Genomic DNA, 21,098 nt, shown 5'->3' with positions numbered 1-21,098 from the left:
AAAATAATATTTTGAACTCACATTATTCATCTAACTCATCAACTATAACATCATTTAAAATAAATGCTATATTCAATCTCATTTTATAGTAGCAATTTTTTTGTCAAATCACAATACAAATATACGATTTATCTAAATTTTTAATGTCTGACCAAGTAATTGTTGTAGCTGTTCACGCCCTTGTTCATCGACTTGTTGTCGTTCAACTTTTAAATACAGTACATCATCATCACTCATTTGAATCACTTCTTCTACACCTTGAATGGCTAATAATCGCTCGACCAAATTTGCACTCACTTGCTCTACACGCACCACCAATGTTGATAAATAACGTGGCTGATTTAGTCCTAAAACCACGAATAACCACACGACACTAAGTACAACCAAAATGCCCCAACCCATTGTTGTATTGTGCATACTTAATAATTTTCCGCCTAATAAACCACCGCACGCACCGCCTAAAAATTGACAACTGGCATTTAGACCCATTGCTGTAGCTTTAGATTGAATTGGTGCAATTTTTGATAGCCATGATGGTAATAGAGCTTCCATCACATTAAATGCAATAAAAAATAAGGCTAAAGCTAAATACAACACCCAAACAATTTTTGCACCTAAAGCTAATAGTACAAAACTAAGCAATATCCCCATCACTGCACTTAAAAAAATACCACGCATTTTGCGGTATTTTTCAGCTAAGATAATACTTGGAAATGCAAATAATAAACTAATAAATAATAATGGCAAATATAACCAACCATGCTGTTTCAATGGTAAATCAGCATAATTAATTAACTGCGATGGAATATAAACAAACATGGATGCTAATAATGCGTGCAACATAAATATTGAAATATGCAAACGATTCACATCACGCATTGATAAGACTTGTTTTAATTGTTGAGTGAAATTTTGCTTTTTCATCTGATGAAAACGTTGGATATTTGGCACTAAAGCGAGTACAAAAATCGCCAAAATCCCCATCACACAAGTCAGCCAAAACAACCCTGAAATACCAATTTGACTGGTAATCCACGGACTCATGGCAAAAGCAATCACAAATGACAGACCAATGCTCATACCCATGATTGCCATTGCTTTACTGCGTTGTTCTTCTCGTGTTACATCTGCCAATAATGCCATGACCACCGCCGAAACTGCACCTGCTCCTGCAACCGCACGCCCGATAATCACCCCATAAATACTCTCGGACATCGCCGCAATCGCACCACCTAAAGCAAATAATGCCAAACCTAAAATAATCAATGGCTTACGACTAAAGCGGTCTGCCACCATGCTAAAAGGAATCTGAAATATTGCTTGACTTAATCCATACACGCCTACTGCCAAACCAATTAAGGCGGGTGTTGCATACACATAATCCCGACCTGCCACTGCAAATACAGGAATAATCATAAACAAACCTAGCATTCGCAAAGCAAAAATGCTACTTAAGGCAAAGGTGGCACGGCGTTCAAGTGAATTCATGATGGATTACTATTTCATGGTCTTGTGTTAAATTCTATCATATTTTAAATTTAAAAGCGTGAAATAAAAAGTGAACTGCTACACAATTCACTTTTAAAATTATCAACCGATTTAAGACTTCGCTTGTTGTAAACACGCTTGAATACTTTGTGCTAATAAACGCCAACCATCAACAAAACGTTTGGCTTCTATCATGGTTTCATCAACTTTTTGGAATACCACAGGCTGTAAATTTTTATAATGACTTGGCTGTGCATGACCTTCTGCCAATAGACACATTTTAACTTGTGGACGATTATCATTTAAATATTTAATTTGAGTAACAGTCGGATTATCATGCACATCAGCAGTTAATGCACCTGCAAATTTTAAATTTAATGCTCGCTCAATATATTGATAAGCATCATGATACGCCCAATATGGTTGTGTTGTCCCCGTACGTTGATAACGTTGTACCGTACTAAACATTTCTTTAGCAAATTTTTGTGCATTTGCCCAATATTGCTCTTTATATTGTGGTTGTTGTTGTCCACGTAAAATAGCAATAAAAAAGCCTATACGTACCGCATGATTTGGGTCAAGCCATACATGACTATCAATCGTATCAGTAACTGCAACACCACGCACATTACGTTGCGGTAAACGGTTAATAATACCTGCATCTAAAATTGCAATCGCATTTTTATTGCCTATCAATAATTTTTCTAAGGGTGCTTCATGTTGCTTACCAATCCAAATCAGCAAATCAGCCTCTTGTATTTTTTTACGTTGTAATGGCGTGATTTGCACATCATGCCCTGATTGATTATCAAGCAATAATACTGGTTTTTCAATATCTTGTGTAATTTCTTGTGCAATTAAATAAATAGGATAGGTACTCACTACTAACGATTTTGCCCATACACTCGACATACACAAAAACGACAAAACAAACAAACTTAGCATTCTAAAAAGCATAATGAAACGCCTACTTATTCTAAAAGATAAGTTATAGTGTAACATATTTGTATCTAAAAATATAAATTTCTCATTACATTTATTTCTTTTACCATGATTTGTGCTAAAATTAGACTTTTATTTTATTGATACTATTTTGTGCAATTTTTAGACTTGATGATAATAAAAACCTTATAGCACCAAATACCTAAACTTTGCATCAAACTATCTTTTTTGGAGTTATTATGCCTGATTGCTGTCATCAACATCATGACACTTTACATGCGGTACATCATAGTCATGATATTCATGCTCGCCTAGCAGAAGCTGAACAATTTTGCCATGATTTAGGTGCAAAATTAACTCCTTTGCGTAAAGAAGTCCTGTTACTCATTTTAAGTGCTGATAAACCTATGGGGGCTTATGATTTATTGGCACATATCAAAAGTCGTGCTGACCGTCCTGCTGCACCGCCAACCGTTTACCGTAGTTTAGATTTTTTATTGGAAAAAGGGTTAATTCATCGTTTAAGTTCAATTAACGCTTTTGTACCATGTTGCCACCCACGTGAAGGGCATCGGGCTGCATTTTTGATTTGTAATCAATGCCATAGCGTAAAAGAAGCTCCTGCTTTAGGTGTATGGACAGAACTTGAGCAATTAACGAATAGTGATGGTTTTCGTATCCAAAACAGTATTATTGAAATTTCTGGATTGTGTCAGCAGTGCCAAACCACAACCTAACATCATCAGCTATCATTAGTTTACAAGATGTGGCGGTGCAATTTGAGCATCGTCCTATCTTACAACAAATTAATTTTGATTTATTTCCACAAGAAATTGTTACACTCATTGGTCCTAATGGTGCAGGTAAATCAACATTTGTTAAAGTTTTACTCTCTATTTTAAAACCTACACAAGGCAAAGTCATTTATCATCAAAAAAATTTAAAATTTGCTTATGTGCCACAAAAATTTAATCCATCACATAGCCTGCCATTGCGTGTGCAAGATGTACTCAATTTAGAATCCTGCCCCAATGAATTTAAACAACAAATCATTCAAGAAACCAGTGTAGAAAAACTCTTACCCTTACAAATTCAATATTTATCAGGTGGCGAACGACAACGTGTATTATTAGCAAGAGCCTTATTACGCCAACCACATGTATTAGTGCTTGATGAACCAATGCAAGGTTTAGATATTCAATCGGAAGCTGAATTATATGCTTACATTCGTAGTTTACCACAACGTTTTGGCTGTAGTGTACTCATCGTTTCACATGATTTACAATGGGTCATGCAAGGTACACAACGAGTGATTTGTCTAAATAAGCATATCTGTTGTAGTGGCTCACCCGAAAATGTGCAACAACACCCTGAATATCAAGCGATTTTTGGTAAACATCGTATGTTTTATCAACATCATCATGATCATTGCCAACATCATGATGTAGCAACACCATGCCAAAATCAGCAACATCAACCCTATCCGCATTTACATGGTGAGATTAAGGAGCCATCATGCTAGAATGGTTAAGCTTATTGTTACCTGCATGGATTATGGGTGCATTATTGGTCTTTTTAACGGCACCTTTAGGCTGTTTAATGTTATGGCGTAGAATGTCTTTTTTCGCCGATACAATGGCACATGGTACTTTATTAGGGGTAGCATTAGCAGGATTTTTACAGCTACCTTTTTCTATCGGTGTAATTTGTACTGCCTTATTATTGGTATTGGTTTTATGGTTTTTACATGATCATCGTTTACCAACAGATGCTCTATTAGCCTTATGTTCTGCCACTTTATTATGCTCAGGTTTACTCCTTATTCAAAATGTGCCGAGCTTACGCCCAGAACTATTAAGTTACTTATTTGGCGACTTATTAACCATTAGTTGGTCTGATTTTCCACTATTTTTAACACTGATTAGCTTATGTGTAGGCATCTTAATCACTCAATGGAAAGCACAAATTCAAACTGCAATGGCTGAGGATATTGCCCAGAGTGAAGGTATTTCCATTGCAGGACAACGTTTTATTTTTATGATGATTTTAGCCTTATTTACTGTGCTTGCCTTAAAAGCGGTCGGTTCATTATTAATGGGAGCATTATTGGTTATTCCTGCACTAACTGCACGTTTAATTGCCCATTCACCTACACAAATGGTCATATGGGCATTTATCATCGCACAACTTGGTATTGCCATTGGTTTATGGTCAAGTGCGTTATTTGATTTAGCCACAGGATTAAGTATTGTTTTGACAATGGCATTATTATTTATTGTATTATTTTGTGGGCAAAAAATCATCAAATCATTAAATTAAAATTGCATGGGCAGATCACTGCCCATTATTCATCTACAACTTCTTGATGTTGTTTATATTGTTGCTCCAAAATATAACTAAAAATACTTTCAATCAACCAAATACGATAAAAACTATTAAAAACAAAAGTTTGCTTATTAATTCTTAATTCAAATACAGGTAAATAAGGCTGTTTTTTATCTCGATAACGTTGTGTATTTTCTGCCAAGCGTTGATAAATATCCTGCGGTTTTAAACTGACATCTAAATGCTGTTCCCATTGTTTAAATTGCTTAGGGGCAGAGAAATCAACGCCTTGTGTCCAAATTGCTTTTAATATTTGATGCAAACCATTGAGTTGTTTTTCTTCATCTAAGCTATAAAATAATTTAGCGATTTGTACAGTTGCAGTCTGTGTTGGGCGACAAAATGGTGAAAAATCTACTTTAGCACGGCGAGCCACACGATAAAGCACACTCCAATCAAACTCATCTTGTGCTTGATATTCAAGCGGATAGATATTTAATTTAATTTTATAATAATCTAATAAATGTTGTTGCAAATAGTCCAATACCAACCAACTACTCGGATCTTCCAACGCTAAATAGACATCTAATTCAGGTTGCAAGGCTTGAATATCAGCAATTTCTTCCACGCCTTGAATTAGATGTTCACCCCATTCAATATGGTTAATCAAAAAAATAGGTGGAGCAGTTAATAAATTCAATTGTTGTAAACGGCGTGTTAAACGTAATAACCCATCAACTGCATGATAATGACGATGGGCAAAAGCGAAATAAGCATAAGCAATTGGTTGTTCAATCAACTGAAAAGCAGTTGAGATAGGATTATCAGCATATTGTCGTTGTGCTTTTTCATAGAGCATTTCTAATTTATGATATTGTTGTTGCCACAGCATATGAAACACATCTTCCAATAAATATAAAAAATCACGTCCTGTTAAATCGCTTTGCTGTAAGATATATTGTGCTTGTTGAATCGCTTGTGCTGATGGCATTTCAGGTAATTCATCATAAGCAAAACGATGTTGTGTTGCTAACATTTTAGCATCATTTAAACAATAATTTTGCCAATCCTGTTGGCTCATTTTACATGGTGGTGTTTGTGCTTGAGTGCTAATATAAATCTGTAAAGGACGTAATTCATCAACCAGAATTTCATCAATATCATCTAATATCTGTACAATTAAATAACTATAAACATCATCTAAACGCAAATAAACAGCCAAAGGTGTAATTTCTACTGTATTTGAGCGTAATTGCTTTTTAGCATACCACCTTGACCTAAGAGGGTCTAAATAACGACGACCTATAGACATTATATATTCTCAAACATAAATAACATACAAGGATTATTACTTAAAATATCGTATAATTCAATATTTATTCAACCCCCATAATACTTTTATTATTCAATTAAGCCTGTGATACCATTCACAATCATATCAATAGCAATAGTACCAATCAACAACGCTGCCAAACGGCCAACGATATCGACATAACGATCAATATATTTAGAATGTTTTTCTTGTAAAAAATCATGTAAAAATTTCATTAAAATCAGCATAATACATGTTACTGATAATGAAACCGCAATAATTGCAGCTGCAGGTAATAATGGTAAACTTACCCCTGTAACCACCGCAGCACTAATTGTCCCAGGTCCAATCATAAAAGGCATGGCAATGGTTGATGCTAAATGTTCTGGTGCTCCACGCATTGCACCAATGGTTTCTGCCCCTTCAAAAACATAGCGATAACCAATTACTAAAAAGATAATACCACCGAAAATTTGGAATGATTCAAAACGTACATTTAAATAACGATTGAATATAGCTTCACCACCCCATGCAAATAAAATAAACACCGTTAATGCCATCAAACTCCCTTGAATGAGTGCCTTATTAAATACCTTTGCTTCGGCATTACGAATCATACCAATCATATAAATGCTCATTAAAAATGGATTGAGCAATGAAAAAAATAAGGCAAATGATTGAATATATGGGCTTGAGTTCATGTTTACTCCGCTGAATTTCTATCTAATTTTTATTTTACTTAGATTCAATAAGTAAGTACAATGTTTAGAATAAAAGAGTTAAAATATAAGAAGAATAATGTTGCACTTCAAGGCATCAATTCTCACGTATCGGAACGCTATGCAACACTACAAACATCTTACACAAGAACAAAGATACCACATTTCAACTTTATTGAAAAGTAAAGTATCTTTAAGCCAAATTGCCAAAGGTTATAGTCTTGAAAAAATCGTAATTGAAAGCAGTCGATTTAGAACTGCTCCCAATTTTATTTTAATGTGAGCTTGGAGTATTTTTAAATACTTAATCTTTATATTTCAATGGGTTATAAAATATAATTTAAGCTGAACTCACATTGTTTTAAATCTTATCAAACCTCTTGATAAAGTTTTCCACCACTTTGGGCAAATTTCTCTTTCATCTCGTCCATACCCTTTGCGTACTCTCTGACATTTTGGGTAATTTTCATTGAGCAAAACTTAGGACCGCACATCGAACAAAAGTGAGCCGACTTGTGGGCTTCTTTTGGCATGGTCTCATCGTGCATTGCCCTTGCGGTGTCTGGGTCTAGCGATAGATTAAACTGGTCTTCCCAGCGAAACTCAAATCGTGCCTTAGACAGGGCATTATCTCGCACCTGAGCGGATGGATGTCCTTTGGCAAGGTCGGCAGCGTGGGCGGCGATTTTATAGGTAATGATGCCGTCTTTGACATCTTTTTTATTGGGTAGTCCCAAATGCTCTTTTGGCGTGACATAACACAACATTGCCGTGCCATACCAGCCAATCATCGCCGCCCCAATCGCACTCGTGATGTGGTCATAAGCAGGGGCGATGTCGGTTACCAAAGGTCCTAGCGTATAAAACGGAGCTTCACCACAATGCTCTAACTGCAAATCCATATTTTCCTTAATCATGTGCATGGGGACATGCCCCGGTCCTTCTATCATCACTTGTACATCATGCTCCCACGCTCGTTTTGTCAGCTCGCCTAAGGTTTTTAATTCGCTAAATTGGGCTTCGTCATTAGCATCTTGGATACAACCTGGTCGCAAGCCATCGCCCAAACTAAATGACACATCATAGGCTTTGGCAATCTCGCAAATTTCATCAAAATGCGTATAAAGAAAATTCTCCTGATGATGAGCCAAGCACCATTGTGCCATAATCGAACCGCCACGAGAGACAATGCCCGTCAAGCGGTTTGCGGTGAGTGGCACATAGCGGAGCAAAACGCCTGCATGAATGGTAAAATAATCCACGCCTTGCTCAGCTTGTTCAATCAGCGTATCTTTAAAAATCTCCCAAGTTAAATCTTCTGCCACGCCATTGACCTTTTCTAAGGCTTGATAAATCGGCACTGTACCAATCGGCACAGGGCTATTACGGATAATCCACTCCCTTGTTTCGTGGATATTTTTACCTGTGGATAAATCCATGATGGTATCAGCACCCCAACGAGTCGCCCAAGTCATTTTGGCAACTTCTTCATCAATGCTTGACCCAAGAGCCGAGTTACCGATATTGGCATTGATTTTGACCAAAAAATTTCGCCCAATAATCATCGGCTCACTCTCTGGGTGATTGATGTTACAAGGGATAATCGCTCGCCCACTAGCAACTTCTTGACGCACAAATTCTGGGGTAATTTCTGTTAGGTTATTTGCCCCAAAATTTTCGCCCTTGTGCTGACGCATATCCACGCCCTCACGCTGTTTTTGGTTTTCTCTGATGGCGATATATTCCATTTCAGGGGTGATGATACCTTGCCGTGCGTAGTGCATTTGGGTAACATTTTTGCCTATTTTGGCACGGCGTGGTTTAGAAATGTGGGCAAAACGAATATTTTCGGTGCGAATGTCATTTAAACGCTGTCGTCCAAATTCTGACGATAATTTTGGTAAAATTTCTGTGTCATTTCGCTCGGCTATCCATTTTTCACGCAATTTAGGCAAGCCTTGATTTAAATCAATTTTGACAGTTGGGTCGGTATAAACGCCAGATGTGTCATAGACCAAAATCGACTCGTTTTTCTCAAAGCCGTCTTTGGCAAGTCCTGTGGGCGTATCAGTCAAGCTAATTTCACGAAATGGCACACGAATATCAGGGCGTGAACCCTGCACATAGATTTTGCGAGATGCAGGCAAAATGCGAGTTAAATCTTTGGCATCTTGTTCGTGCTGGTTGATGATGTCGGTTGGGGTTTGATTTGCGGTTTGGCTCATCATAAAATCCTTAAAAATGGCTAAAAAACAAATCAAGCCATCAAAAATCTTATGATAAATGAGGTGTGGGTAAGGTTAAATATCGGTACGCACCGATTAAAGTTTGAGTTTTAATTTGGTGCGTATTACGCACCTTACTTAACCACAAATAGACTTTGAAAACTTGATTTCCTACGACAGTATGAACTGTATCAGGTTCAACGGATTGCCAATGGCTCTCAGCGATTTGTGTTTTTAAAAAGCACAACCGCACTCCGTCAAGTTGAGATATATTATAACAAAAAATTTATGAATTATCCAAAAAATAACGCTGTTTCCAATCCTCTTTTTGCCAATACAGATATTTTCCTTGACTTTCAAACAATCTCAATAACAATTCGCCAAAAGATTGAGCAATCATCGGCATATCGCCAATAAGTCCATAAGTTTCATAAAAACTGTCATAGCAACAACCAAAATTATTCTCAGATAAATCAATCGATAAAAAATCACCATTATTATCTTGGGCGATATTATACCAATGTACTGATGAACCCTCATTCATCAATTCTCCCAATACGTTTAAATCAGTTCTAGTAATCTCATCAATACTAACAATTTTATAAGTATATTTTGAATGTATAAAAAGTTCCACGCCATTACAATAACGATAAAATTCCAACAAATCTTTGGGTAAGTTTAAATCAGAATGATAGTTCAATTTAGGTATGACATGACAATCTGGATTTGTAGATATTTTTTGTATTAAATCATACATCTTGACAGGTTGGATATAAGATAAATCATTCATTTTTTATAACCCTTTATCATTTTTATCATAGCTTTTATTTTTTAACGCAACATTTCCCACAAATGCAACGCAACCGTAATCACGAATAAAATACTATAACTCATTGGTTTTACTCCGTCAAGTTGCGATACATTATAACAGAAAATTCATGGGTAGTGGTTGGAAAAATATGCTATGCATATTGAATATCAAAAATATCTGCGTAATATATTGATTTACAACATGATTATTAATCATAAATAAAAGTCAGCATACTTTCTGGACCACAACCCACAGATAAAATACCTACAACTAGACTAATTGGTTGCACTTGATTTGACAATTCAAAGGATAAAAGAGACCTTATAACAGCAAAAAATTAAGGCAGAAGCTAATTGATTTAGGGTTTAGCTATGATAAAATTCATATTGATAGTTGGGATAGTTTTCTAACAGCTTTTAAAACGCATCGTACTTGTATTGGCAAATATTATACAGTCGGTATTGAAGGTAATAATAATCGCTTAAGACATCGTATTAGGTGTATTTTTAGAAGAACGTATTGTTTCTCTAAGAAATTACTGAATCATTTGAAGGCTTTTGAATTAGCTTTCCATTACATTAACTATGGTTAGGTCTAGTATACTTCCTAAACTATAACCTTATTTTTTTATTTTAGGTTGATGATGAAAAAAATTTTATTATTTTTAGCTATATTTGTTGCAGGTTGTGTGAGTTACCCTACGATTAAAGCCAAGGCGATTGAATACAAAGTGCGTGATTATCTAAAAACCGTTGATGTGAATGAATTTATCCCCGCACAATACAAAATCGCAGGTATTAAAATTAATACTCAAGGTCAAAATCAATATCCGCAATTTGTAGCAACGGGTAGTATTAACTACGGTTTAAATATCCAATTACCACAAATGTTGGTAACAGAAGCCCAACAACGTATTGCTGAAAAAGCCTGCAATGGTTTAGAGAAATTGCGTGAAAAAGATATTGATATTCGTAAAGCGATTGTTGAAGTAGCAAAAAAAGACCAAGTGAGTTTAGTGGTGGTGTTACAAGATAAAAATCAACATGAATTATTACGCCATGAACAAAAACTTACTGATTGTGCCAATTTAGACAGTTTAGCCCAATAACAAATTGGTAAATAAAAAGGTATTTTATGCAATTTATTTATTAATGTAAAATTGGCATGATAGACAGATAAATCATTAACCAAAATTGTGAGTATGATATGACAGGTTTATTAGCTGGAAAACGCTTTTTAGTAGCAGGTATTGCCAGTAAGTTATCAATTGCTTATGGAATTGCTCAAGCATTACATCAGCAAGGAGCAGAGTTAGCTTTTACCTATCCAAATGAAAAAATGAAAAAACGTGTTGATGAATTTGCACAGCAATTTGGTTCATCTTTGGTTTTTGCTTGTGATGTCGCTAGTGATGAACAAATTGAACAAACTTTCATCGATTTAGCCAAACATTGGGACGGTTTAGATGGCGTGATTCATTCTATTGGTTTTGCACCTGCAGAAACATTAGATGGCGATTTTACCGATGTAACTAGCCGTGAGGGTTTTAAAATCGCCCATGATATTAGTGCCTATAGTTTTGTGGCGATGGCTCGTGCTGCGAAACCATTATTACAAGCACGTCAAGGCTGTTTATTAACTTTAACTTATTTGGGTAGTGAACGTGTGATGCCAAATTATAATGTGATGGGCTTAGCAAAAGCGTCATTAGAAGCGAGTGTGCGTTATTTAGCGTCAAGTTTGGGGGCGGATGGTATTCGTGTAAATGGTATTTCTGCAGGTCCAATTCGCACTTTGGCTGCAAGTGGTATTAAATCATTCCGTAAAATGTTAGATGCCAATGAGCGTACAGCACCTTTACGCCGTAATGTTACTATTGAAGAAGTGGGTAATGCGGCATTATTCTTATGCTCACCGTGGGCTTCGGGTATTACAGGCGAAATCTTATATGTTGATGCAGGATTTAATACCGTAGGTATGAGTCAAGTTTTGCTTGATGGTGAATAAGTTTTAAACATATAAATAACGCCAATATGTAAATGTTGGCGTTATTTATTCCAAATACGTTTATATTTAGCTAATAATTCTTCAGGTGTTTCAGGGCGACTGTCATCTTTGATGATACAATCAATTGGGCAGACTTTATCGCACGTTGGCTGTTCATAAAAACCTACACACTCGGTGCATAAATCAGGATTAATGACATAGGTTTTTTGCCCTTTTTGGTCATAACGAATTGCGTCATTGGGGCATTCAGGCTCGCAAATGTCGCAATTAATACATTCGGTGGTTATTTTTAATGCCATTATTCATCGTCAGCTTTATCTAAATGTTTCACTGCAAAACGTAAATTTTGCCACAGTAAGGATTGATGTTCGTGGAATGCATTCCACAACGTATCTTCACTCATGACACTATACTCGCCTGATGTGGTCAAATCTACATCTAAACCATTTTCAATTTGCTCATATAACTCGCTATATTCCCCTTCAAAATAGAAGGTTTCTAGTTGTTGCATAAGTTGCGTACTTTTTACTAAGTCTTGATGTGCCTGTTCAAGTTTTTGTGATAATTCTAACCATTGTTTATAAATTGCTTGGATCTCATTAATTTTGGCTTGAGCATTTGTGGTTGTCATTGAGTAAAACTCCGTGATAAATTTTCCCAATTATAACATAGTTGATAATCGTGAATAGTCGTAAATTGTTGCATTTTTGACAATAAAATCTGATGGAAAAATGATAAAAAGTGTACAATATTTTCAAGTATAAGAGCATAAATCATCATTTCAATGCTTGACAATGGAATTTTAAATGCTATAATTCGCCTAAATTCCATTCACTTGCGTTAAAAATATTCAATTTAACGCCCTAATTCGATGTGAGGAGGCATCATGCAACAGTTTAATTTAAATTTCGCCTTTACAGGTTTAACGATTTTTGCATGATGTTCTACACGTTCTAAATAGTCGGACAAAATGCAAAAATCAAATATAGATTTAATTTTGTCCGAATGCCATAGATTAAAAGTATTTTTAGCCTAGCATTCGCTAGGTTTTTTATTGCGTGATTTTTATTATCATGCCAAATATACTAATCCAACCTAAAAATTGGTACAGATTTGTAGGGGCAAATCACATTTGCCCTGTACTGTGCTTGAGTTTATCGGGCGAATATTATTCGCCCCTACGGGTTACGGTAATTTTTAAAATTCTGTAGGGATATTCAAAGCCATTCGGACAAATCAAGAGATTGATTTTTATGGCTATACAACTGATTTTAAATGCCAAAGCCGAACAAACAGGCTATGGTGTACCTGTGAAAATTTATACACAAGATGTCGATGAAGAAAGCCTAGACCAACTGCGTAAAATGGCACAACTGAATTTTATTCACTCACATATTGCGGTGATGCCTGATGTACATTTGGGCAAAGGGGCAACGGTGGGCAGTGTGATTCCGACCAAAAATGCGATTATTCCGTCAGCGGTGGGCGTAGATATTGGTTGCGGAATGAACGCGATTCGTCTAAGTTTAAAGGCTCATCAACTGCCTGATAATTTATCAGCATTACGCAATGCTATTGAACGTAAAGTCCCTGTCGGTTTTGAACAGCATAAACAGGTCAAAGCTAAAGCATCAACTTTATCACCGTTAGACAAGCGTTTAAAACAAATTACCGATAAACACCCAGCTCTATGCCGTATGCTACGCCAATTTGATGCGACTTGGCAAAAACAGCTTGGTACGTTGGGTGGTGGCAATCATTTTATTGAACTATGTATCGATGAAAATAATGATGTTTGGGTCATGCTACATTCGGGTAGTCGTGGCTTGGGCAATGTGATTGGCACATATTTTATTGAACGGGCGAAGAAAGAAGCACAAAGTCGTTTTGGTCATGTGCCTGATAAAGATTTGTCCTATTTTGCGGAAGGTTCAGCCAATTTTGATGATTATGTCGAGGCAGTGGCGTGGGCTCAAGATTATGCCTATGAAAATCGCCGTGAAATGATGCGATTAATTTTGGAGGCAATGCGTCCATTATTACCAAGTTTTCAGATGACCAAAGAAGCGATTAATTGTCATCATAATTATGTTGAAAAGGAACATCATTTTGGTGAAGATGTGTACGTTACTCGCAAAGGGGCAATTCGTGCTGGGCTTGATGAATACGGCATTATTCCCGGCTCAATGGGGGCAAAGTCTTATATCGTCAAAGGTAAGGGGAATCCTGATAGCTTTTGTTCTTGTTCGCATGGTGCAGGACGAAAAATGAGCCGTTCTAAAGCGAAATTATTGTTTAATCAGCAAGATTTGATTGCTCAAACACAAGGTATCGAATGTCGTAAAGACAAAGGTGTGGTCGATGAAATTCCATCAGCCTATAAAGATATTGATGAGGTCATGGCAAACCAAAGTGATTTAATTGAAGTCGTGCATACACTAAAACAAGTGATGTGTATTAAGGGGTGATTATGACCTATCCTTATTTTAATGAAAACGGCAAACGCCGAGCCAATCATAAAGAATGGGACGAGATACGAGCGGAATTATCGCAATTAAAAGTTAAATTGCAGTTAACCGATGACGAATTTCGCTTGCTATCGCCTTATGATAATTGACGTGAAATTCAAACTAAGATTTATCAAACCTTTTGTAAAAATAGCCCGTTACAGAATTTACCAACAATTTGGCAAAATCTTGATGAGTATTATTCTGTTGGTTGTTTAAATGATAGACCAGAAATTTATCTAAATCAACTGATTGATAATAATGAGAAAATTTGGTTTATTGCCACAAGCTTTGGTGATGTTAAATTGTGGTTTTGTGAAGGTAATATTTTAACCATTCAAAAAATCATTGATGAAATGTGCTTTTTTGATGAAGTGTATTTTGTTTCTAAAAAATATCAATGGTTAATTGCAATCAATCATCACAATGTTTTGATTGGTACAGGTGATATTATTAACTCATTGAAATATTTAAACCTAAAATAGGAAAATGTATATGAAACTTAAATCTTTACCTAAAATTAAAGTGCGTAATCATGTGGCATTATCGCCTTTATTGAAAAAGGGTGGCGTATTTGAAACGGAAAAACCCAAAGCCGTACATCGCCGTGAACGTAAACAAACGAAACAACAACTGCGTAAAACAGCATGGTTGTAGGAGTATTTTAAATGTACTGCATTGAAATCAAAGGAGAAAAGGGCGGGCGTGAACCGCTCTTTTTTCATATACCTAGATATCATTTATACATTGTATCGATTTAACATCAAAAGTAAATCTTTAGTATTTAACCAATTTGTACATCAGCTTCGGCATGTTGAATACGACTTTTACGTGATGTCGCTAATAAATAAGCTAGTGTTAAAGGTCCTAATCGTCCCATAAACATTAAGATCATCAAAATAAATAAACTCGGATTAGATAAATCTCCCGTAATCCCCCGTGATAATCCCACAGTACAACTTGCCGAAACCACTTCAAACATTAAATCTAAATAATTTTGTTTTGGCTCAAAAATTAAAATCAAAAACATACCTATGCAAATCATTGCACAAGTAATTAACGTTACTGCTAATGCTTTTAAAATGGTATTTTGTGGAATAGCGTGTTTAAAAATATAGACTTCATCTTGACGGCGTAAAAATGATAAAGTGCTAATACACAATATCACAAATGTACCAACTTTAATGCCACCTGCTGTACTCAATGACCCACCGCCAATAAACATCAACAACATAGTCAAAAAACTAGATGATGGCATCATCTCGCCTGTATGAATACTATTAAATCCTGCTGAACGTGGCACAGTTGCTTGAAACCACGCATGAATCGCTTGGTCGCCAAATGACATTGCTCCTAAAGTTGCAGGATTTTTGGCTTCCATTAACCAAATCATCAAAAATGCAAAAACATTTAAACACAAAACCCCAGATAAAATAATTTTACTATTGGTTGAAAGTCGTTTCCATTTTTTATGCCGTTTAATATCCATCAACACCAAAAAGCCCAAACCACCAATCATATATAACACACTAATGGTCATAAATAATAATGGGCTATAAACTGTGCTTACCAAGCTATCACTAAACAATGAAAAACCTGCATTATTAAATGCAGACACACTATAAAATAAAGCATAATACATAGCATCTTTTATAGGAAAATACCACGACCAAATATAAGTTAAAATACTAAAACCAATAAATTCAAAAAACAGCGTATATAAAAATACCCCTTTTGCAATAAAACCGACTTTAGCTAAACTGGTTTGATCTAGGCTATCTTGTGCCATAAGCTGTTGTTTTAATGCGACTTTTTTAGAAAAACTTAATACTGCCAAAATCGCAAAGGTCATAAATCCCAAACCACCAATTTGCATTAACGCTAAAATAATCAACTGCCCTGTCATGGTAAAGGTTTCACCAATATTAACCACTGACAAACCTGTAATGGTTACTGCAGAAACAGTGGTAAATAAGGCTTCTACCCATGAAATATCATAATTTTGTGTAATAGGTAATTTTAACAATATCGTCCCCAACAAAATACACACAGCAAAACTGAGTGCAAGCATACTTGGTGGACTCAAATTAATTTTTTCTTTTTTAAGTATGTTATTTTTCATTTAATAATACTTCTGTAAAATGGTGCTTAAAAATAACGATGATATAATTTTTTCAAATCATGTAAGAAACCTTCAATCACTAAAATATCGCCCAATTCTAATAATAATGTTTCTGGAATATCTTGAATGACTTGCTTTCCACGTTTAAATACCATCAATTTAATGGTTTTTTCTTGTTCAATTAACTTTGCTAAAGGTAAACCAATTAATTGATTTGGAACACGAATTTTAGCGATAAAATGGTCATCGCCCAACGCCATATAACGACTTACAATAGGATAATTTAAAGCATTTGCCACACGCATACCCATATCTTGCTCTGGATGAATAATTTTATCAACTTTTAAATGTGATAAAATCATATGATGGGCTTTTGTTTTTGCCGCTCCCCAAATCGTCTTGACCCCTAAATTACGTAAATGTAATACACATAAAATACTGGCTTCAATATCCTCGCCAATCGCTACTACGACCGCTTCATAATTTTGTAAATTTAATTCTTCTAAAACCGATTCATCACTTGCGTCCGCAATGACAGCATAAGTTAGAATTTCTGCAAAATCTTCAACATTTTTTTTAACATTATCAATACCTAACACATCATGTCCTAAATGGACTAATTGACGTGCCACCGTACCACCAAAGCTACCTAAGCCAATGACTGCGAATTGTGCCATAAATTTAATCACTCAATGCCGATAATAAGGAAAATATTACCATTATATCGATAATATTTTCCATAAAATCATTAACTTAGTTAAATACCATATTGCTCACGATAGGCTTGCATTTTTGCTAATGCACTTGTTTCGCCTTTCACTTGTAAAAACTCCATCAAATCTTGCATCGTGATTAAAGCGTGAACTGGAATATTTAACTGTTGTTGTACTTCTTGCAAGGCTGATGTTTCACCTAAACCTTTTTCCTGACGGTCGAGAGCTACAATTACACCAGCAATTTTCGCACCTGCTTTACTTAAAATATCAACCACTTCACGAATGGCTGTACCAGCGGTAATCACATCATCAATAATCCAAACAGATTTGCTAGCCACATCTGCACCCACTAATACACCACCTTCGCCATGGTCTTTCGCTTCTTTACGATTAAAACCCCAAGGCACATTTTTTTGATGATAGACTTGTAATGCTACCGCTGTTGCCGATACAAATGGAATACCTTTATAAGCAGGACCAAAAATCACTTCAACATCAGTACATTGCATGAGTTTATCAGCATAGCCTTGTGCCAATAATGCTAAGGCTTCGCCATCGTTAAGCAAACCCGCATTAAAAAAATAAGGGCTAACACGACCTGATTTTAAAGTAAATTCGCCAAAGCGTAATACATTTTTGTTTAATGCAAGTTCAATAAATTGATGTGCATTAAATGAAGTTTTTGCTGTCATTTGCTATACTACCGCATTATTTTTTAGAGATAGTGATATGATAGCAAAAAATCAGTATTCGCACGACAAAAAAATTTTGCGTGTGATTTCAATTAATGTCAATGGTTTACGGGCTGCTGAGAAAAAAGGCTTTTTTAATTGGCTTGCCACCACCGAAGCAGATGTGGTCTGTATGCAAGAAACTCGTCTGACTCACGAGCAATGGACGGATAAATTTAAACCCGAAGGCTGGCACGCTCATTTATTTCCTGCCGAAAAAGCAGGCTATGCAGGCACTGCAATTTATAGCCGATTACCGATTAAAAATATTACTACAGGTTTAGGTTTTGAACTTGCCGATACACAAGGGCGATTTATCACTGCTGAATTTGATTTAACCGAATTTGGCGTTAGCGAACCTGCTTTTATTTCATCATTATATTTACCATCTGGTTCATCTGGCGATGAAGCCCAAGCCAGAAAAGATTTATTTTTAGAAGAATATAAAGCAATTTTAAAACATTGGCGAAATGAAAATAAATCAGTGATTGTGTGTGGTGATTATAATATCGTGCATAAAAAAATCGATATTAAAAACTGGTCAGGTAATCAAAAAGCATCGGGCTGTTTACCGCATGAACGTGCATGGCTCGACCATATTTATGATGATTTGGGTTATGTTGATACATTTCGTGTGGTGCGTAAAGAAGCCGATTTATATTCATGGTGGTCAAATCGAGGGCAAGCCCGTGCCAAAAATGTGGGTTGGCGTATTGACTATCAAGCCTGCTCACCAGATTGGAAAGACCGTACCGTCAATGCATGGGTGTACAAGGACGAATGGTTTAGCGACCATGCACCTGTGATTATTGATTATCAGCTTTAAATTTAAAATGACTACAAAATAAACAGGCATAGTGTTAAACTTAATAATCTTTAACCAAAATTAAGGAAACACTATGCCTATAGAGTATTTTATCATCAATATTATGACTATTCCATTTCTCAATCATATCGTGTTGAACAACAAAATAATATGATGAATATCACATTTTTTTACTGATATTTTAACAAAAACATTTTATAATATCACTATTATTCTTAGATGAGTATTATATGATGACACAACAAATCGTGAGCTTAAGTAAATTTGAACAAGCAGTAAAAGCACTAGATTTTGAAGTTGCAGTTACTGAATTATTAAATATTTTGGGGCAATTAGATCAAAATTTTGGTTCTTTACAAAATATTGAGTTTAGCTATCCATCTCAGTTAATCTATTCAGAACAAGAAGTAGTTAAACACTTTTGTACACGTTTAACTGCTGCTGTTACTGATTTATTTGATAGTCGTCATAGTTTTGGCATTTCAGATTCAGGATTCCAACGTTTTATGTCATTACACCGTTGGTTAGCAATTTGTTTTGCCAGCAGTTCTTATATCAATACCGACCATATTATCCGTACTTATAACCAACAACCAAATGAACAAGACTCAGCAGTTCATTTAGTCAATGATATTGATGTTTGGAAAAAATTCTGTATTTTATATTCACCAGAATCAAATATTCCTTTGAATCTAGATGTATTATGGCAAATTAATCCTGTGTTATGTGCATCTTTATGCTTTGCTTTACAATCTCCACGTTTTATTGCAACTGAATCTGCATTTACCAAACGTTCTGCTATTTTAAAATGGTTCCCTGAAAAGTTAAAAGCTTTTGAAAATTTAAATCAATTACCATCGGGTATTTCACACGATGTCTATATGCATTGTAGTTATGATATTGATGCAGATAAACACCGTGTTAAAGAAAGCCTAAACCAAGTGATTCGTAATCATTTGTTACAATTAGACTGGAAAGACCGTGATGTAAGTCGTATCGGCAAAACGAACGGTAAGCCTGTGATGTTTGTGTTGTTGGAGCATTTCCATTCGGCTCATTCAATTTATCGTACTCATTCGACTTCAATGATTGCCGCTCGTGAACATTTCCATATCGTTGGTTTCGGTGGTGAAGCAGTCGATGAAAAAGGTCGTGAGGTATTTGATGAGTTTTTCCTTGTACAAGGCAATTCTATTGTAGATAAACTTAACTATATCCGTGAATTGGCTGAAAAATATCAACCAGCAGTGTTATATATGCCAAGTATCGGTATGGATTTAACAACGATTTTCTTAAGTAATACTAAAATTGCACCAATTCAAACCATTGCTTTAGGACACCCTGCGACTACACATTCTCCATTTATTGATTATGTCATCGTAGAAGATGATTATGTCGGTTCAGAATCATGCTTTAGCGAAACTTTATTACGCTTACCAAAAGATGCTTTACCGTATGTTCCATCAGCATTAGCACCAAGTGCTGTTGAATACCGTTTGCGTGAAAATCCTGAAGTAGTGAATATCGGTGTTGCAGCTACAACAATGAAGTTAAATCCATACTTCTTAAAAGCGTGTCAAGCAATCCGTGATCGTTCTAAAGTACCTGTACATTTCCATTTTGCTTTAGGTCAATCATCAGGAATTACACACCCTTATACAACTCGCTTTATTAAATCATATTTAGGCGACCAAGCAAGTATTTATACACATCGTCCATATCATGAATATCTACAAGTATTACATCAATGTGATATGATGATTAATCCATTCCCATTTGGTAATACCAATGGTATTATCGATATGGTAACTCTAGGTTTAGTGGGTATTTGTAAGACTGGTGATGAAGTTCACGAACACATCGATGAAGGTTTATTTGCACGTTTAGGTTTACCTTTAGACCAATTAGTAACCAAAACTGCTGATGAATATGTAGAACGTGCAATCTGGTTAGCTGAAAATCATGCTGAACGTTTGGCATTACGCCGTCAAATCATTGAAAATAATGGTTTACAAACTTTATTTACAGGCGACCCAACACCAATGGGTAAAGTATTGTTAGCAAAAGTTGAAGAAAAAGGTTTATGGACACCAGCAACGCCAAAAGCAACCAAAGCTAAAAAAGTAACTCAACAATCTTTAGCGATTGAGGAAGAAACTAAAGCATCAGAAGCTGAGACGGCTAAATCTAAGAAAACAACGGCTAAAAAGACGACAAGCAAAAAAACCAGTAGCTCAACAACTACTAAAAAGAAAACAACACGTACAGCAAAACCTGAATAAGATTTTGATGTAACAATAAAACGCCTATCTTAATTGAGATAGGCGTTTTTATGTAGTATCCAAATCAACTACATAGATATATGAT

The 21,098-nt window shown here is 35.6% G+C and carries 24 protein-coding genes and 1 riboswitch; of the genes, 13 read left to right on the top strand and 11 right to left on the bottom strand.

From position 1 onward, the window contains the following. Positions 1–132: 132 nt before the first annotated feature. Both LU301_RS00820 and LU301_RS00815 read right to left on the bottom strand, forming a co-directional pair. Positions 133–1,488 (bottom strand): MFS transporter, encoded by a 1,356-nt coding sequence (locus LU301_RS00820; RefSeq protein WP_305271621.1) that lies wholly within the window; start codon positions 1,486–1,488, stop codon positions 133–135. Positions 1,489–1,599: 111 nt separating this feature from the next. Then, a complete protein-coding gene (locus LU301_RS00815) occupies positions 1,600–2,445 on the bottom strand; it encodes a metal ABC transporter substrate-binding protein (RefSeq protein ID WP_305271619.1) in 846 nt (281 codons plus the stop codon). A gap of 224 nt (positions 2,446–2,669) precedes the next feature. Here LU301_RS00815 and LU301_RS00810 point away from each other — a divergent pair, with 224 nt between their 5' ends. From LU301_RS00810 to znuB, 3 genes are read left to right on the top strand one after another with little or no spacing between them, the layout of a single operon-like run. After that, positions 2,670–3,167: a transcriptional repressor gene (locus LU301_RS00810; RefSeq protein WP_305271616.1), complete on the top strand. Its 498-nt coding sequence runs from the start codon at positions 2,670–2,672 to the stop codon at positions 3,165–3,167. Further along, positions 3,140–3,952: a metal ABC transporter ATP-binding protein gene (locus tag LU301_RS00805; RefSeq protein ID WP_305271614.1), complete on the top strand. Its 813-nt coding sequence runs from the start codon at positions 3,140–3,142 to the stop codon at positions 3,950–3,952. Before LU301_RS00810 ends, LU301_RS00805 begins: the two co-directional genes overlap by 28 nt. Then, positions 3,946–4,749 carry a zinc ABC transporter permease subunit ZnuB gene (znuB, locus tag LU301_RS00800; RefSeq protein WP_305271612.1) on the top strand — a complete coding sequence of 268 codons (804 nt, stop codon included), beginning with the start codon at positions 3,946–3,948 and terminating at the stop codon, positions 4,747–4,749. Before LU301_RS00805 ends, znuB begins: the two co-directional genes overlap by 7 nt. 25 nt (positions 4,750–4,774) lie before the next feature. Here the strand turns inward: znuB and LU301_RS00795 are convergent, their stop codons facing one another. Continuing rightward, positions 4,775–6,067 carry a hypothetical protein gene (locus LU301_RS00795; protein WP_305271610.1) on the bottom strand — a complete coding sequence of 431 codons (1,293 nt, stop codon included), beginning with the start codon at positions 6,065–6,067 and terminating at the stop codon, positions 4,775–4,777. A gap of 89 nt (positions 6,068–6,156) precedes the next feature. Next, positions 6,157–6,768, bottom strand: coding sequence for a MarC family protein (locus LU301_RS00790; protein WP_305271608.1), 612 nt, complete (start codon positions 6,766–6,768; stop codon positions 6,157–6,159). Between the two features lie 139 nt (positions 6,769–6,907). On the opposite strand from LU301_RS00790, the gene LU301_RS00785 reads away from it, so the two are divergent. After that, a complete protein-coding gene (locus tag LU301_RS00785) occupies positions 6,908–7,069 on the top strand; it encodes a helix-turn-helix domain-containing protein (protein WP_305271606.1) in 162 nt (53 codons plus the stop codon). Positions 7,070–7,157: 88 nt separating this feature from the next. Here the strand turns inward: LU301_RS00785 and thiC are convergent, their stop codons facing one another. Together thiC and LU301_RS00775 are read right to left on the bottom strand one after the other, a co-directional pair. Continuing rightward, positions 7,158–9,011, bottom strand: a complete 1,854-nt coding sequence (gene thiC / locus LU301_RS00780) for a phosphomethylpyrimidine synthase ThiC (protein ID WP_305271604.1) — start codon at positions 9,009–9,011, stop codon at positions 7,158–7,160. Positions 9,012–9,161: 150 nt separating this feature from the next. Then, positions 9,162–9,278, bottom strand: a riboswitch (TPP riboswitch). Between the two features lie 19 nt (positions 9,279–9,297). Then, on the bottom strand, positions 9,298–9,801 hold the full coding sequence (locus LU301_RS00775; protein ID WP_305271602.1) for an SMI1/KNR4 family protein: 504 nt from the start codon (positions 9,799–9,801) through the stop codon (positions 9,298–9,300). Positions 9,802–10,174: 373 nt separating this feature from the next. On the opposite strand from LU301_RS00775, the gene LU301_RS00770 reads away from it, so the two are divergent. The 3 genes from LU301_RS00770 to LU301_RS00760 all read left to right on the top strand — a co-directional run bounded on the left by LU301_RS00770 (position 10,175) and on the right by LU301_RS00760 (position 11,829). Beyond that, positions 10,175–10,414, top strand: coding sequence for an IS1 family transposase (locus tag LU301_RS00770; protein ID WP_370692269.1), 240 nt, complete (start codon positions 10,175–10,177; stop codon positions 10,412–10,414). A 51-nt stretch (positions 10,415–10,465) separates the two neighbouring features. After that, complete coding sequence (locus LU301_RS00765) at positions 10,466–10,930, top strand: hypothetical protein (RefSeq protein ID WP_305271600.1); 465 nt, start codon at positions 10,466–10,468, stop codon at positions 10,928–10,930. Between the two features lie 98 nt (positions 10,931–11,028). Further along, entirely contained in the window at positions 11,029–11,829 is an 801-nt protein-coding gene (locus tag LU301_RS00760) for an enoyl-ACP reductase FabI (protein ID WP_305271598.1), read from the top strand. 41 nt (positions 11,830–11,870) lie between these two features. Here LU301_RS00760 and LU301_RS00755 read toward each other — a convergent pair whose 3' ends face one another. Continuing rightward, positions 11,871–12,128 carry a YfhL family 4Fe-4S dicluster ferredoxin gene (locus tag LU301_RS00755; protein WP_305271596.1) on the bottom strand — a complete coding sequence of 86 codons (258 nt, stop codon included), beginning with the start codon at positions 12,126–12,128 and terminating at the stop codon, positions 11,871–11,873. After that, positions 12,128–12,460: a DUF4298 domain-containing protein gene (locus LU301_RS00750; protein ID WP_305271594.1), complete on the bottom strand. Its 333-nt coding sequence runs from the start codon at positions 12,458–12,460 to the stop codon at positions 12,128–12,130. Before LU301_RS00750 ends, LU301_RS00755 begins: the two co-directional genes overlap by 1 nt. A gap of 622 nt (positions 12,461–13,082) precedes the next feature. Between LU301_RS00750 and LU301_RS00745 the strand changes: the two genes are divergently transcribed. The 4 genes from LU301_RS00745 to LU301_RS00730 are packed head-to-tail and all read left to right on the top strand — an operon-like array spanning position 13,083 to position 14,993. After that, positions 13,083–14,297: an RtcB family protein gene (locus LU301_RS00745; RefSeq protein ID WP_305271593.1), complete on the top strand. Its 1,215-nt coding sequence runs from the start codon at positions 13,083–13,085 to the stop codon at positions 14,295–14,297. 2 nt (positions 14,298–14,299) lie between these two features. Beyond that, positions 14,300–14,446, top strand: a complete 147-nt coding sequence (locus LU301_RS00740) for a hypothetical protein (RefSeq protein WP_305271591.1) — start codon at positions 14,300–14,302, stop codon at positions 14,444–14,446. Positions 14,447–14,452: 6 nt separating this feature from the next. After that, positions 14,453–14,821 carry a DUF6756 family protein gene (locus tag LU301_RS12035; protein ID WP_370692268.1) on the top strand — a complete coding sequence of 123 codons (369 nt, stop codon included), beginning with the start codon at positions 14,453–14,455 and terminating at the stop codon, positions 14,819–14,821. Between the two features lie 10 nt (positions 14,822–14,831). Further along, a complete protein-coding gene (locus LU301_RS00730) occupies positions 14,832–14,993 on the top strand; it encodes a hypothetical protein (protein WP_305271588.1) in 162 nt (53 codons plus the stop codon). Between the two features lie 127 nt (positions 14,994–15,120). Here LU301_RS00730 and LU301_RS00725 read toward each other — a convergent pair whose 3' ends face one another. The 3 genes from LU301_RS00725 to pyrE all read right to left on the bottom strand — a co-directional run bounded on the left by LU301_RS00725 (position 15,121) and on the right by pyrE (position 17,866). Next, positions 15,121–16,458, bottom strand: a complete 1,338-nt coding sequence (locus LU301_RS00725) for a TrkH family potassium uptake protein (protein ID WP_305271586.1) — start codon at positions 16,456–16,458, stop codon at positions 15,121–15,123. 26 nt (positions 16,459–16,484) lie between these two features. Beyond that, entirely contained in the window at positions 16,485–17,135 is a 651-nt protein-coding gene (locus LU301_RS00720; protein WP_305271584.1) for a potassium channel family protein, read from the bottom strand. Between the two features lie 80 nt (positions 17,136–17,215). Continuing rightward, the gene (pyrE, locus tag LU301_RS00715; RefSeq protein WP_305271582.1) at positions 17,216–17,866 is read right to left on the bottom strand and encodes an orotate phosphoribosyltransferase; all 651 of its coding nucleotides are present in this window, start codon (positions 17,864–17,866) and stop codon (positions 17,216–17,218) included. A gap of 37 nt (positions 17,867–17,903) precedes the next feature. Here pyrE and LU301_RS00710 point away from each other — a divergent pair, with 37 nt between their 5' ends. Both LU301_RS00710 and LU301_RS00705 read left to right on the top strand, forming a co-directional pair. Next, positions 17,904–18,731 (top strand): exodeoxyribonuclease III, encoded by an 828-nt coding sequence (locus LU301_RS00710; RefSeq protein ID WP_305271580.1) that lies wholly within the window; start codon positions 17,904–17,906, stop codon positions 18,729–18,731. A gap of 230 nt (positions 18,732–18,961) precedes the next feature. After that, positions 18,962–21,013 carry a UDP-glucose:protein N-beta-glucosyltransferase gene (locus LU301_RS00705; protein ID WP_305271578.1) on the top strand — a complete coding sequence of 684 codons (2,052 nt, stop codon included), beginning with the start codon at positions 18,962–18,964 and terminating at the stop codon, positions 21,011–21,013. The last annotated feature ends 85 nt before the right edge of the window (positions 21,014–21,098 follow it).

This window comes from Moraxella sp. ZY210820 (genome assembly GCF_030674635.1).
In the GTDB taxonomy this organism is placed as follows: domain Bacteria; phylum Pseudomonadota; class Gammaproteobacteria; order Pseudomonadales; family Moraxellaceae; genus Acinetobacter.
This window is presented reverse-complemented; position numbering and strand designations above follow the sequence as displayed.